Here is a 13,935-nt window from a genome sequence, read left to right on the forward strand (position 1 = left end):
GCTGATAGTTGCAGCTTACCCCTTACCTGAAATCAGGACACGGCAGTGCCGTTTCCCTACAATGAATCGGGGCAGGGAAACGGCATTGCCGTGTCCTCGGTTGCTGGTGTTACCGGAATTGATATCAATAATCGCAAAAAAGAGTTTCGCGAGTATCTCTACCCGTCACCGGATTAGTACCTTTTGCCACTTTACAAAGTTTTTCTATCATATCGTCTCGCAGCAGTGTCTCTGTAAAATCAGCACCGTCAATAATAGCTCCTTCCAGCCTGGTATTGTAAGCGAAAGCACCCTCAATGATAGCATTAGTTAAATTCGCTTTCATCATGCGAGCTAAATCTAAAGTAGCACCTGTGAAATTAGCGCCTTCAAAATTTGCCTCTTCCATATTGGCCGCAAAAAAGCTGACACCCCGCAAATCTGCCTTAGTAAAATTGCTGTTGCGAAGATTAGCTTTATTAAAACTGTCGTCAGTCAGAACTTGTCCACTAAAATCAGCGCCGACTAGGATTTCTTTGTCGTGATCCAAAGCGAAAGCAGGTGCGGGATTAATGCCGATCGCCCCAGTGGCAATTACTGCTAAAATAACAAAACTCAGCAAGAAAGTATAAATATGTTGGCGAATTCGAGAAATCATCATACAAGTTCAAGCTAATGGGCAGTCGTGACAGTTATGAATTGAATTTTACCAGAAAGCGCGATCGCCCGTTAGCGAAGCCCTCGAAGAGGATCGCCACCGCTGACTCCAATTGCCCCCAATCCCCAAACTCTAGGGATATCGGCACATTGGGAGAAAACTTAGTCGCCGACTGGTTGCAGCAGCAAGGCTGGGAAATCCTGCACCGGCAGTGGCACTGTCGCTGGGGAGAGATTGACATCATCGCACTCGGAAGAGATGAAGAAACCGCCAAAAACCAAGTTCTTCCCAATCACCATTCCCAAACATTAGCATTTGTAGAGGTGAAAACTCGCCGCCGGGGAAATTGGGATGCTGGTGGAATGTTGGCTATTACTACCACAAAACAAGCCAAACTTTGGCAAACAGCCGAAATATTTTTAAGCACTCATCCAGATTTAGCAAATAATTCTTGTCGCTTTGATGTCGCCTTAGTCAGGTGCGAACCTTCACAACAAAACACTAAGCGACTATTACCACCATTAACAGCAGCGCACGCTCAATCCGCCGTTGCAGGAAACTACCGACTCACCCTGCAAGAATACATTCGCTCGGCTTTTAGCATTTAAAAATATATAATTAAAAATTATCGGGCAAAGCCATCCGAAGGTAGCAATTATAAAGCAGAATAAAAAATTTCCCCCTCGGATACTCGGACACTTTCCCCCTTTGGGTCTCTGTCATAACAGTTAATTTATATGCGTAGCAATCTAGGCTAGAGTTTCCGGGCAATATCCCAGACCCTTGACAAACTGCTGGCGAAAGGCTTCAATTTCCTTACGGTCAGGGCTGCCGTGACAAACCACGGCAACCTGGTAGCGGCGCATCACGCTCAGTGGCGACTGTCCGGTTTCCAAACTCCAAAGCGCCATTTGCAACCGAATTTCAGGATCGTAAGGAATCCCGAGTTCGTTCATAAAAGCCCGAAAATCCCCGTGCATTTCAGGAGTTAAATATTGGCTCATTTTCACCTTTACCACCCAGCCGTCAATTTGGTGAATAACAGTGATAAATTGCAAGGGAAGATGATGAGCCGTGCGTAGGTAATCCACGACTCTCAGAGTAAGGCTAGTATTGGCGATGTAGTAGAGGTATTCCATAACGATCCTTATGAGCCTTATGAGCAAAGCTGATGCTATACCTCTATCATCCCGGGCTATACCCGCCACCACAAGGGGAAAAGCACCCGACTTTGGATGGGGGTTTTTACCCAATTTGTTACCCAGTTGACAGATCGATCGCACAGGAATTCACTCGATGACAGAGATGGACTGGTCTTTGGACGGCTATGACTACGAACTTCCGCCCTCGCGCATTGCCCAAAATCCCGTAGTGCCGAGGGACAGTTCTCGCTTGCTGGCTGTAGATTCTCCCAGCAGCCAGCAACACCGGATTTTTAGGGATTTACCCGATTTGCTGCAACCGGGCGACTTGCTGGTACTGAACAACACCCGCGTGCTGCCAGCGAGGCTCTACGGGCACAAACCCAACGGCCCGGCTGTGGAGATATTGTTGATGGAAGAACGGCAGCACAACTGTTGGCTGGCTTTGGTTAAACCGGGGAAACGCTTAAAGTTGGGAGCAAAAATTGAGTTTGATCCCATCGCCCCTGCCGGTGAGAACTCGACCACAGATCCTTGCTGTTGCCGAACCGATGCCGCGATGCCCGCTCGCCGTCGATTGACTGCAACAGTTATAGACAGGGACGACGCAACAGGGGGACGGCTGTTGGAGTTTGACATCCCCACAGATGAGAATCTGGTGACGTTTTTGGACGAATACGGCCACGTACCCCTGCCGCCCTACATCGAAAATTCCCAAGCTTCAGCGGAACAGTACCAGACTGTTTATGCCGATCGGCTTGGGGCGGTGGCGGCCCCCACAGCAGGCCTGCACTTCACCGAAGAATTGTTCAGCCGCTTGGAACAGCGGGGAATCGAAAAAACTTTTGTCACCTTACACGTCGGAGTAGGGACGTTTCGCCCGGTGGAGGTGGCAGACGTGACGGCTCACAAAATGCACGGCGAATGGGTGGAAGTACCCGCCGCCACCGTTGAGAAAATTCGGGAAACTCAAGCCCGAGGCGGGCGGATTATTGCCGTGGGTACAACAGCAGTGCGAGCTTTAGAGGGAGCCGCCGCCGCGAGTGGCGATTTTTCCTTGCAAGCTTTTTGCGGCCCGACCAATTTGTTTATCTACCCTGGTTACAAGTGGCGGGTTGTAGAGGGGATGATTACCAATTTTCACTTGCCCCGCTCTACTTTGATGATGATGGTAAGTGCCATGATTGGAAGGCCTCGGCTGTTGGATTTGTACCGAGAGGCGATCGAGCATCAGTACCGCTTTTATTCCTTTGGCGATGCGATGCTGATTTTACCAGCAGCAAAAAAGGATTGATCGATCGGGCATCGGGTTCGCCCCATGCCCGGTATTCCGTTTCTATTCTTCCTCCTCTTCTTCATTGCCGGGATACACGAAGCTGTTGGAACGCCCAGTCAGAACAGATTTGCCCAGAGACAGAGCTTTCTGAGCTGCCACGACAGCTTTGCGCTTCCATGTGGCCTTACGCATATTCTTCTTGGATTTGGAGGTTTTCTTCTTAGGGACTGCCATGACGCTAAATACTTTCTGCTTGCTTATATAGACAAACAAACATTCTAGCCGATTTTGCCGGCAATGCTTACTCGAAAAACCGCAACAACTGCTGGGCCAACAATATCAAGTAGTAGGGTGCGTCAGCGATTAGCTTCTGGAACAACACATAAAATCCCCGAACTGACGCACCCGCAGCAGCTAAAGTTCGTGAAAGTGGTAGATCACGACGCCAGTTACCGCATCGTTCTCGATACTCACATAATCCGTTTTGAGCAGTGCCGTGAAAGCCTCTTCCACTTCGGCAAAAGTAGCGCCGGTTGCCATCACCCCTTGGGTGACAGATAATCTTCCGTTCTTGGTATAAGCTGCCTTCAGGAGTTTAACCCCTAACTGGTCTGGAGTTGGCTTGGGGTATGTCGCGGCGATCGCCCCGCTGACGGGATATAGCGGTATACCTTCGCGAGATACGCCGAGTTTGCCCCTGAGACTGGCATTGTGTTCGTCCACCATGTTCGGCAGCAGCAGCAAGTCAAACAATTGCCCAAACCCACACAAACCAAAGGTAAACAGCCACAGCAAACCCGTACCAATCTTGCCGTTGTAGAGGCGGTGGAGTCCGAATGGGCCGAAAAAACAAGCTGCCCATAAAAGGTAACTAACACCTAAATTGCTCATTTTCTGACCGTCCTGCCTGGTTATTCTAAGAATTGGAGTCCCTTTATCCATTTTGTACTTTCTATCTGGTGTTTGAACAGTTTGACACCAGCAGATATTTGTGCGTAGTCCGAAGTTATTGGTTATTTACTACCAATTCCCCAATTCCCCATGCCCCATGCCCCATGCCCATGCCCCATGCCCCATGCCCACTGAGTAATTTTGCGTAGCAATTCTTAACGCCAGCAACATATTTGCGCGGGCGAGAGCTTGGTAAACTGGAGGGCGTGGAAATTACAGCAGCTTAGACCTGGATTCCACACGGAGCGCCAAACCAAGCGCGCCGCCAGCGCTGGCCGGAAATACACGAGCGCGATCGCCCGCAGTACCCGACAATGGAAACAAGCGAGTAGTTATAAGCAGAAATCCAATAAACATATGGTAGATTCCCTCAAAAAACCCACTTTTGAAGAACTGCGGCCGGGAGTGAAAGCCCCAGCCAAAGAAACTATTCTCACGCCGAGATTTTACACAACCGACTTTGACGAGATGGCCAAAATGGACATCTCGGTAAATGAAGCCGAACTAGAAGCAATTATCCAAGAGTTCCGCGTTGACTACAACAAAAACCACTTCGTGCGGGATGAGGAGTTCGCTCAATCTTGGGATCACATTGACGGCGAAAAACGCCAGTTGTTCATTGAGTTTCTAGAACGTTCATGCACCGCTGAGTTTTCTGGGTTCTTGCTTTACAAAGAATTGGGACGCAGGCTCAAAGACAAAAATCCAGTGCTCGCCGAGGGTTTCAACCTGATGTCGCGCGACGAAGCGCGGCACGCCGGATTCCTCAACAAAGCCCTCTCGGACTTTAATTTGTCCCTGGATTTGGGTTTCTTGACAAAGAGCCGCAGTTACACATTCTTTAAGCCGAAGTTTATTTTCTACGCGACTTACTTGTCTGAAAAGATCGGTTATTGGCGCTACATCACGATTTACCAGCACTTAAAAGCCCATCCTGAAGACCAGATTTATCCGATTTTCCGATTCTTTGAAAATTGGTGCCAGGATGAAAACCGCCACGGAGATTTCTTCGATGCGGTGATGAGAGCTCAGCCTCAGATGTTGAACGATTGGCGCGCTAAGCTTTGGTGCCGTTTCTTCTTGCTGTCAGTGTTCGCGACAATGTATCTCAATGATATCCAGCGCGCGGGTTTTTATCGATCGCTCGGACTCGATGCTCGCGAATACGACATCGAAGTGATTAAAAAGACCAACGAAACAGCAGGCCGCGTATTCCCCGTCATGCTCGACGTGAACAATCCAGAATTTTATGAACGGCTGGATATTTGCCTCAAGAACAATCAGCAGTTGACTGCAATTGTTGCTTCTAATACTCCGAAATTCTTGCAATTCTTCCAAAAATTGCCTTTGTATCTGTCGAACGGCTGGCAATTAGTGAAGCTGTACTTCATGAAAACAATTGAATCACCTTCAGTACAGGGTGCTGTGCGTTAAGTTTTGATTTTTCATCCTCTGTGACGGCGGTTCTGCGACAAGCAGAACCGCTTTTTTTTGGTATCCAGATTCACCGCAAAAAGTTCTCGCCAGACTTACACTCGCCCGGAATTGGAATTAATGCTGGTTTTTCCTAAAATTTATCGCCATTCCCCCTGAAGGTTAAAAGCCGCCCAATAATAAGGAGAACGCCACTCTTCCTGCTTCAACATTTCCAGTTGCGCCGCCCTTAAAGCCGCCGCTGGGGTTAAGCCTTTTTGCAGCATTCCCTGATAGAAACTCGACATTAACGCAGCCGTTCCTTCATCATCCACATTCCATAAACTCACCACAACTCGCTTCGCCCCAGCATACATAAATCCCCGCGTTAATCCTACCATGCCCTCGCCTTGAATGTTCTGCCCTAATCCGGTTTGACAGGCACTTAACACTACTAAATCGGCTGCTAATTTGAGATTGAAAATATCAGTAAGTCGCAGGAATCCGTTTAAAGGGTTGCCCTTTTCATCTATCAGCGACAAGATGATTCCTGATAGTTCCGGGTTAGTGCTATTCGCTAAACCGTGAGTGGCAAAATGAATGATTTTATATTGGCTTAAGTTCTGACTGGTTGCTGCGGCGCGGCTGGCTGCAAAATCCAAAGATGCGGTGCGAGAATTGGCCGGAACTAACGCTTGAATGATTTGAGCTTCTTGGCGAGTGAATTTTAAACGGTCAAACTGTACGTTATTGTCCCCTCTGGAGCGACTTAAACCGAGATTTGCTGATTCTACCGCTTGCTGAGTGGTGGCTGAAGAAGAATTTTTAACTCGTTCATCGTTAGGACTAAAAACTGGATCGGCGAGCATTGCTAAAGTCCGAGTTGGGGGTTGTCTGTCATTGTAGTTTTGTCTTAAGATTCCCAAGGTGGAAGCGGAAGGCAGCAGCACGATTTCATGGTCTACAATTAAAGGCTGATTCCGGTTTTTACCAGGTGTTTCAGGGAGCGAGAGGGCGGCAAAGGGGAGGTAATTGAGAATGCCATCGCCAACAATCAGCAGGCGTTTTTGAGCGAGTTGTGCTGCTACGGGCTGTAAAATAATTTGACTAAGCGTGTTGTTAGCTTCAGCAACTCGATCGGGAATGTTTCGGTAGCGCGGGTTAGTCACAGCATTGCGGAAATTGCGGGCGGCTTTTTCGATGTCAACCTGTTTGGGCAATTCATAACTGGTGATACTGGTTTTAGTCACAGCCCAGAGATAGCTACGATGTTTCCCTAAAGAATACTGGAGTAAAATGGTATTGTCATCGAGGATTTGTTGTTGAATCTGTGCCAGCGTTAGAGGTTGCGGTTGGGTGAGGGTGGCGTACCGGGGACTGGTGGAGCGGATTTGGGCTTGAATGTCCTGATATTGTCCTAGTAAAGTTTGCCGTTTTTGGTCTAATTCTACTTTTTCTGCGGGGGTATGATTGGGGCGGCTTAGAGTTTCGATTCGGCGTGTTTCTAAGGCATCGAGTTGCTGTTGTAAATTGCGTTCTTGCTGCAATAATTCCGGGGCTACACCTTGGCGAATATCGGCGTTTGCTTCTTGAAGAAGTTCGAGAAGGCTGCGGGCGCGGGAACTTTCGCTGGCTTCTAAGGCTTTGCGATCGTAACCAGAGTTGGGATTAGTTTTGTGCAGTTCCATTAACAGCTCAATGTAGAACTGGTAATAGTGTTGTACGGTGGCAAAGTATGAGATGCGGAGCTCGTGGTTGGTAATTTTGGTGCGGAGGTTTTCGATGATTTTGATGGAGGTTTCAATGTCAGTGAGGGCTGCGATTAAATTGCCTCGATCGCCTTTGAGAATAGCCCTATTGTAGAGGGTGAGGGCTTCCCCAGGACGATCGCCCACAGTGCGAAACAGCGGCAGGGCTTGGTTGAAATATTCTTCTGCTTTCTCCAGTTTTCCCAATTCTGAGTAAGTATTACCTACATTGTTGAGGCTGTTGGCTTCTCCACGCCTATCGCCCGCTTTTTGTCTCAAATCGAGGGCTTGTTTGTAGTAGTCGAGGGCTGTTTGTTTTTCTCCCAAATCATAGTAGACTAAGCCAATATTGTTGAGGATAGTGGCTTCCTTAGTCCGATCGCCCATAGCCCGGAATAAGGGAAGGGCTTGGTTAAGATACTCTTTTGCTTTCTGTTTTTCTCCCAAATCGTTGTAGGCTAAGCCGATGTTGTTGAGTGTGGTGGCTTCCGCAGTGCGATTGACCAAAGATCTATCGCTGTTTGCGGGTAGGTTCGAGATGTTGCTGAGGTTGATACTTGCTTCAGGGCGATCGCCCATTTCCCGAATTAAGGAAAGGACTTGGTTATAGTAGTCGATGGCTTGCTGTTTCTCTCCCAAAGCATAGTAGAAGGCGCCGATATTGTTGAGGATGAGGGCTTGCATCTGGCGATCGCCTACAGTCTGAGACCCAGAAAGGGCTTGCTTGTAGAAGTTCAGGGCTTGCTGTCTTTCTCCTAATCTATTACTAATCAAGCCCATTATATTCAGCGTCTCAGCTTCCTTGTCCCGATTTCTAAGCATTTGATAAAGCGAACGCGCTGCATCAAACTTTTGCAAGGCCTCCTGGTAAGATGCTGCTGTTTCCTGAGCCAATAGTCGCTTAGCTTCCTGAAGCAATCGCTCGGCTTCATCTGTTTTTTGATTTAATCGTTGTTTGTTTTTCTCAATTAATCGATCGGCTTCTCCATCCGGGATTTGATTTCTACTGAGATCGAGGGTTGTCAGATATACCAATCCCGCTAAAGGTGTGGCATCTGCGATTTGATTTCTACTGATGTCTAGGTTAGTTAGATTTGTCAATCCCGCTAAAGGTTTGATATCTGCGATTTGATTTCTACTGAGATCTAGGGTGGGCAGATTTGTCAATCCCGATAATGGTTTCACATCTGCGATTTGATTTGATGCTAGGAAAAGCACTATCAGATTGGTCAATCCCGATAATGGTTTCACATCTGCAATTTTATTGCCACTCAAATAAAGAAAATTCAACTCCGTCATTGTCGATAAAGGTGTCACATCTACAATTTGATTAGATGCGAGGGACAGCCCTGTTAGATTAGTCAATCCCGCTAAAGGTTTTACATCTACGATTTGATTAGCTTCGAGGAAAAGCTCTGTCAGATTAGTCAGTCCCGATAATGGTTTCACGTCTGAGATTTGATTGAATTGGAGGACGAGGGATCTCAGATTAGTCAGTCCCGATAAGGGTTGCACATCTGTTATTTGATTTACACTGAGGTTGAGCCTTCTCAGATTGGTTAATTTTGATAATGGTTTGATATCGACTATTTGATTGCCAGCTAGGTCAAGTAGTGTGAGATTAGTCAGTCCAGATAATGGTTTCACGTCAGAGATTTGATTGGAAGTGAGGGTGAGAAATCTCAGATTAGTCAGTCCCGATAAGGGTTGCACATCTGTTATTTGATTTGAAATGAGGTTGAGCTCTCTCAGATTGGTGAATTTTGATAAGGGTTTGATATCGACTATTTGATTGCGAATTAGGGAAAGTTCTGTGAGATTAGTCAGGGTTTTTTGAGCGCGATCGCACTCTTGTGTTTTTGCTTTTGATAGTAACACCTCCACCGTATGTCTGGTTTCAGGGGGCAAATTCTCTTTGTTGGTACAAAAATCAGCAAAAGTTTCAAATGTCTGGGGATTTGGCGCGGCGGCAGATCCCATCAGGATAGTCGCACCTACAGTTAACCCCCAACGCCCCCAAGTCGAAAGTATGGGATTCATAAGCACTCGCTCAAAAAAGACATGATTAGCTGCTATCATAATCTATCGCACCTTGTGATTCGCGCTTTTCCTTCCGGCTTGCTAATTAGATCGGGAGCATTTGGTGAAACAATAGTCCCTCCTGGTTTTCGCTGCACTCTCCAAGCATTATTAGAAACCGGGTTTAAGAAACTGAGTTTTTCCCAAAAACCCGGTTTCTCATCAAAAATTCGGTTGCTGCACAAGTCCTATTTTACGTTACTCTCAACTCAGGAATTTAAAATTAGCGATCGCCCTCAAATTTAGTATCTATTATTGGCTGCTGTTTTATGAAAATCAAGAAAAAACAATTAAACCAATCGAATGTTATTTTTTCCCTAGCAATGCTCGGTGTCTTCCTCTTTTCCTTAACTTTACGCTTTTGGGCACTAGAGCGATTTAACACTTTAGTATTTGACGAAGTTTATTACGCTAAATTTGCCAACAATTATCTCACAAAAACTCCTTTTTTCAACGCTCACCCGCCTCTGAGCCAGTACATAATTGCGATCGGAATTGCGATCGGCACTCACCTTCCCTTCGGACAAACAGCCGTCAACAGTATGGCTGGCTCCCTGCTTTCCCCTTGGGATTACCGCTGGCTGAATGCTCTCACAGGTTCCTTTATTCCCCTAGTTGTGGGAGCACTAGCTTATCAGCTAGTTCGGCGCCGCAGTTACGCTTTTCTTGCTACTTTGTTGGCCGCCTGCGACGGTTTATTTTTAGTGGAGTCTCGCTACGCGCTGAACAACATTTATCTAGTTTTGTTTGGAATTTTAGGTCAGTTATTTATTTTAAAAGCCGTCGAAGCCGAAGGCAAAAAGCGCTGGCTTTGGCTGGTACTAGCCGGGATAGGTTTCGGCGCATCTGCGGCTATCAAATGGAACGGATTATGGTTTATTTTCGGTACTTATCTAATTTTAATCTGTGCTTGGGCAGTTCGTTTTATCCAGGGTAACAGAGGAAATGAAGAACAAAGCCGCGAGGTAGATTCACCTCTAATTCCTGCCGAAAGTCCAGTACAAAAACTGACTAAACTCAATTTTATAGAACTCGGCTTGAGTCTAGCTATTATTCCTATTCTAGTTTACAGCATCTCTTGGATTCCTCACCTGTACTTTAATCCAACTCCCAATTTCTGGCAGATGCAAACGGAAATTTTGACTTATCACCAGCGGATTAAAAGCGGGCCAGATGTACATCCTTACTGTTCCGCGTGGTACAGTTGGCCTTTGATGCTGCGCCCCATAGTTTACTTCTACAAAACTGCTAGCAGCAATGCCCAACCAGATCCGGTTTTGCCGCCTTTACCGGAAGGTGCAACTCAGGCAATTTTTGACGTTCACGCCATGGGAAATCCATTGCTTTGGTGGCTTTCAACCTTAGCTTTACTGCTAGTAATAGGAGTTTTAGTTCACCGGATTTGGGTGTGGCTGCAAACGCGCAGCGAGGCTTCTGTTGACACGATAGAACAGCAGCGGCCGATTTTGTTTCCGCCGACTGCTGAAATGTGGCTGGCGTTATATTTAATAGTTAATTGGGCCGCTAATTTGCTGCCTTGGGTGAAGGTGACTCGCTGCATATTTTTGTACCATTATATGGGCTGTTCTGTGTTTGCAGCCTTAGCACTTGCTTGGTGGGTTGACAGGTGGCTGCACAGCCCTCAAACTCGACTCCGAGGGATGGGGGTAACAATTATTTTTCTGGTTTTGGGTGCTTTTATTTTCTGGATGCCTATCTATTTGGGACTGCCTTTGTCGCAAATGGAATGGAAAATTAGGATGTGGCTGCCCTCTTGGGTTTAAGTTAGAAATAATTTTTTTATTAACGGGCAAGATGCCCGTTCCACAAGAAAATTAAGTTTTGTGGAAAAGGCCGGAAAGCCGTTTCACAAGAAAATTAAGTTTTGTGGAACAGGCATCTTGCCTGTTCCTAACGGGGAAGATACCCGTTCCACAAGAAAATTAAGTTTTGTGGAACAGGCATCTTGCCTGTTCCTAACGGGGAAGATGCCCGTTCCACAAGAAAATTAAGTTTTGTGGAACAGGCATCTTGCCTGTTCCTAACGGGCAAGATGCCCGTTCCACAAGAAAATTAAGTTTTGTGGAACAGGCATCTTGCCTGTTCCTAACGGGCAAGATGCCCGTTCCACAAGAAAATTAAGTTTTGTGGAACAGGCATCTTGCCTGTTCCTAACGGACAAGATGCCCGTTCCACAAGAAAATTAAGTTTTGTGGAACAGGCATCTTGCCTGTTCCTAACCAAGGTGCAAGATGTAATTTATAACATTTATGACAAAGGTGAGTTTGCAAAAGCGAGCATTATTTTTGATACAGTGCTCGATAAACTGGTTCGCCCCGTTTCAGAGTAGCAATTTCTCTTTCTGTAGCCACAGGCAGGGGATTTTCTGCTAGCCATTCGCCACCATTTTGACGTTTAAAACTGGGGTGAGATGAAAAGCGATCGCACATTTCGCTTTCTACTTCTTCAATATCTGACTGAATAAACACTTCGCCACCAATTGCCAGATAATTTGCCAATTCGTTGACTAATTCCTGCTGCACCACCCGCCGTTTGTGGTGCTTTTTCTTGAACCACGGATCGGGAAACTGAATGCTAACCCGCTGCAAAATACCTGCGGGTAAAGTTTCTAAAATTGGTTTCAGGGAACTATTCGCATTGCAAAACAAATAGTGCAAATTTGTCAAGCCTTTTTCGTCCCGCCAAAGATTCGCTTCTTCTACCAGAGGTTCCCGAATTTCTAATCCGAGAAAATTCCAGTCTGTTTGGATTTGCGCCATGTGCCACAAAAACCGTCCTCTGCCGCAGCCGATATCTAAATGCAGCGGTAAATGTAAGTCGGCATAGATTTTAGTCCAATCCGGGGGACTTGCAGATGCTTGATATCTAATTGATAGGGGATTGACGTGTTCCCGCACTCTTACTCTTGCCAATTTTGCTGTCTCCTGAATGTATTTTTTAACCGCTGATGAAGGCAGATGAACGTGGATTAACGCCGATAAATATTGATTTTTGCGATGTTGTTCCCTACTTTTTAATTAATGAGCAATCTTAAATTGCAGATGGACAATTTTAAATTCCTCATTATTGCATTAGGCCTCTGGTTCGAGGCCTGCTGCTCTTAATTGGGCGGCTAGTCGATCGCCCCGCTGCCTTTCCCTTTCCACCATCTCTGCACCCCACAATAACATCTCTCCGCTCTCATCCCACCACCGCAACCAATATCCCGTTCTTTCGGCTTTTGTTCCCTGCCAAACACCCAGAAATAACCCGACTCCGGCAATCCAATAACGATTGTTTGCATCGGGTTGCTGTTTTTTATAGTCTGCTGGTGAAGTCAAATGATATACTATTAAAGCTCCGCTCGCAGGTTCAAAAATTACATAGATTGGGGCTTGTAATATTTGTTCGTAAAAATGCCATTTTCCGGGAATATAAGTTTGTTTTGCAGAATATTCATCCTGATAACTAGGAGGATTATCTGGCAAAAACTCCATGACAATTGCCGGAATGTCTCCTTCTAGGTTGGGGGTATAACTGCGACGAATTTCTCGATCGGGAAGGGGCTGTACGTTGGTGGCATAAAACAGATCGGGAGTTTTTATAACTAGCTTATCGTTGAAATTTACACAAATCGCCAGATGAGACGCAACTAATGTTCCCTCCAAAATTAGCCCCGCAATTTCTAAGCTTTCCCGTAAGGCGGCGGCGAGCAAAGGCTGGTCGATATCTTGCAGGGGGTGCTCGTCTAAAATGAAATTTTTGGGCAATTTTTCCCAGGATATTTTGAATTGAATTGGATTGAATGTCATGGTATTTTACCTCTTAGTAAGAATGCGGTGGAACTGCTGGCAATAATTTCCGATCGAATAGCATCGCCTATTTTTTAAGCTTCGGGTTCAATGCCTAATGCTCTTAATTGTGCGGCCAATATGGACGATCGTTCTCGTTCTTGTTCGGCTTGCTGTTGAGCGATCGTCTTTTGCTGCCGTTCTTGTTGGGCTTGCTGTTGAGCGATTACTCTTTCTTGCCTTTCTCTTTCTACCATTTCTGCACCCCACAATAACATCTGGCCGCTTTCATCCCACCACCGCAACCAATATCCGGTTCTTTCGGCTTTTGTGCCATACCAAACACCTAGAAATAATCCAACTCCAGGAATCCAATAACGGCCGTTTGGATCGGGCTGCTGTGATTGGTACTTTCCTGATGAATTCAACAGGTTAATTTCTAGCATTCCTGTGGCAGGTTGAAATATTGCATAATTTGGCACTCGCAATATTTGCTCGTAAAAAAACCATTTGCCGGGGGGATAAGTTTTTTTGCGAGAATATTCATCGTTGGAACTAGCTGACAAAAATTCCATCACGATCGCCGGAATTTCCCCTTCTAAGTTGGGAGTGTAACTGCGGCGAATTTCTTGATTTTCCAGCGGCTGGACGTTGCGGGCATAAAACCAATCTGGAGCTTTGATAACTAGCTTGCTGTCTACTGTCGCACAAATTCCCATGTTTGGGGCAACTAATATTCCTGCTACTATTAGCCCCGCGATTTCTAAGATTTCTCGCAAGGCGGCGGCTAGCAAGGGTTGGTCGATGTTTTCCACAGGTTCCTCGTCTAAAATGAAGTCGTCTGGCAATTTTTCCCAGGTAATTTTTAAGTTCGCTGTACTGACTGTCATTGTATTTC

At 46.3% G+C, this 13,935-nt stretch carries 13 protein-coding genes; 5 read left to right on the forward strand and 8 right to left on the reverse strand.

All coding sequences use genetic code 11. The annotated features are described in order from the left end of the window. Positions 1 to 124: 124 nt before the first annotated feature. On the reverse strand, positions 125 to 640 hold the full coding sequence (locus QUB16_RS00930; protein ID WP_333313364.1) for a pentapeptide repeat-containing protein: 516 nt from the start codon (positions 638 to 640) through the stop codon (positions 125 to 127). Positions 641 to 654: 14 nt separating this feature from the next. On the opposite strand from QUB16_RS00930, the gene QUB16_RS00935 reads away from it, so the two are divergent. Continuing rightward, on the forward strand, positions 655 to 1,245 hold the full coding sequence (locus tag QUB16_RS00935) for a YraN family protein (RefSeq protein ID WP_333313365.1): 591 nt from the start codon (positions 655 to 657) through the stop codon (positions 1,243 to 1,245). Between the two features lie 141 nt (positions 1,246 to 1,386). Here QUB16_RS00935 and QUB16_RS00940 read toward each other — a convergent pair whose 3' ends face one another. Then, the gene (locus tag QUB16_RS00940) at positions 1,387 to 1,776 is read right to left on the reverse strand and encodes a hypothetical protein (RefSeq protein WP_006632408.1); all 390 of its coding nucleotides are present in this window, start codon (positions 1,774 to 1,776) and stop codon (positions 1,387 to 1,389) included. Positions 1,777 to 1,933: 157 nt separating this feature from the next. Here QUB16_RS00940 and queA point away from each other — a divergent pair, with 157 nt between their 5' ends. Continuing rightward, positions 1,934 to 3,073: a tRNA preQ1(34) S-adenosylmethionine ribosyltransferase-isomerase QueA gene (gene queA / locus QUB16_RS00945; protein ID WP_333313367.1), complete on the forward strand. Its 1,140-nt coding sequence runs from the start codon at positions 1,934 to 1,936 to the stop codon at positions 3,071 to 3,073. A gap of 42 nt (positions 3,074 to 3,115) precedes the next feature. Here queA and rpmF read toward each other — a convergent pair whose 3' ends face one another. Continuing rightward, positions 3,116 to 3,289: a 50S ribosomal protein L32 gene (rpmF, locus tag QUB16_RS00950; protein WP_006632406.1), complete on the reverse strand. Its 174-nt coding sequence runs from the start codon at positions 3,287 to 3,289 to the stop codon at positions 3,116 to 3,118. Between the two features lie 180 nt (positions 3,290 to 3,469). Beyond that, on the reverse strand, positions 3,470 to 3,946 hold the full coding sequence (locus tag QUB16_RS00955) for a TM2 domain-containing protein (protein WP_333313368.1): 477 nt from the start codon (positions 3,944 to 3,946) through the stop codon (positions 3,470 to 3,472). Positions 3,947 to 4,363: 417 nt separating this feature from the next. On the opposite strand from QUB16_RS00955, the gene acsF reads away from it, so the two are divergent. Further along, on the forward strand, positions 4,364 to 5,440 hold the full coding sequence (acsF, locus tag QUB16_RS00960) for a magnesium-protoporphyrin IX monomethyl ester (oxidative) cyclase (RefSeq protein WP_190738830.1): 1,077 nt from the start codon (positions 4,364 to 4,366) through the stop codon (positions 5,438 to 5,440). Positions 5,441 to 5,580: 140 nt separating this feature from the next. Here the strand turns inward: acsF and QUB16_RS00965 are convergent, their stop codons facing one another. Further along, positions 5,581 to 9,207, reverse strand: a complete 3,627-nt coding sequence (locus tag QUB16_RS00965) for a CHAT domain-containing protein (RefSeq protein WP_333313369.1) — start codon at positions 9,205 to 9,207, stop codon at positions 5,581 to 5,583. Positions 9,208 to 9,515: 308 nt separating this feature from the next. Here QUB16_RS00965 and QUB16_RS00970 point away from each other — a divergent pair, with 308 nt between their 5' ends. Both QUB16_RS00970 and QUB16_RS00975 read left to right on the forward strand, forming a co-directional pair. Then, a complete protein-coding gene (locus QUB16_RS00970; protein WP_333313370.1) occupies positions 9,516 to 11,030 on the forward strand; it encodes a phospholipid carrier-dependent glycosyltransferase in 1,515 nt (504 codons plus the stop codon). 60 nt (positions 11,031 to 11,090) lie between these two features. Further along, positions 11,091 to 11,258 (forward strand): hypothetical protein, encoded by a 168-nt coding sequence (locus QUB16_RS00975; protein WP_333313371.1) that lies wholly within the window; start codon positions 11,091 to 11,093, stop codon positions 11,256 to 11,258. 288 nt (positions 11,259 to 11,546) lie between these two features. On the opposite strand, the gene trmB is transcribed toward QUB16_RS00975, so the two are convergent. The 3 genes from trmB to QUB16_RS00990 all read right to left on the reverse strand — a co-directional run bounded on the left by trmB (position 11,547) and on the right by QUB16_RS00990 (position 13,927). Further along, positions 11,547 to 12,179 (reverse strand): tRNA (guanosine(46)-N7)-methyltransferase TrmB, encoded by a 633-nt coding sequence (gene trmB, locus QUB16_RS00980; protein ID WP_333313372.1) that lies wholly within the window; start codon positions 12,177 to 12,179, stop codon positions 11,547 to 11,549. A gap of 159 nt (positions 12,180 to 12,338) precedes the next feature. Beyond that, positions 12,339 to 13,058: a Uma2 family endonuclease gene (locus tag QUB16_RS00985; RefSeq protein WP_333313374.1), complete on the reverse strand. Its 720-nt coding sequence runs from the start codon at positions 13,056 to 13,058 to the stop codon at positions 12,339 to 12,341. A 74-nt stretch (positions 13,059 to 13,132) separates the two neighbouring features. Next, entirely contained in the window at positions 13,133 to 13,927 is a 795-nt protein-coding gene (locus tag QUB16_RS00990) for a Uma2 family endonuclease (protein ID WP_333313376.1), read from the reverse strand. Positions 13,928 to 13,935: the final 8 nt, after the last annotated feature.

It is taken from the genome of Microcoleus sp. D3_18a_C4, assembly GCF_036702415.1.
Classification (GTDB): Bacteria; Cyanobacteriota; Cyanobacteriia; order Cyanobacteriales; family Microcoleaceae; genus Microcoleus.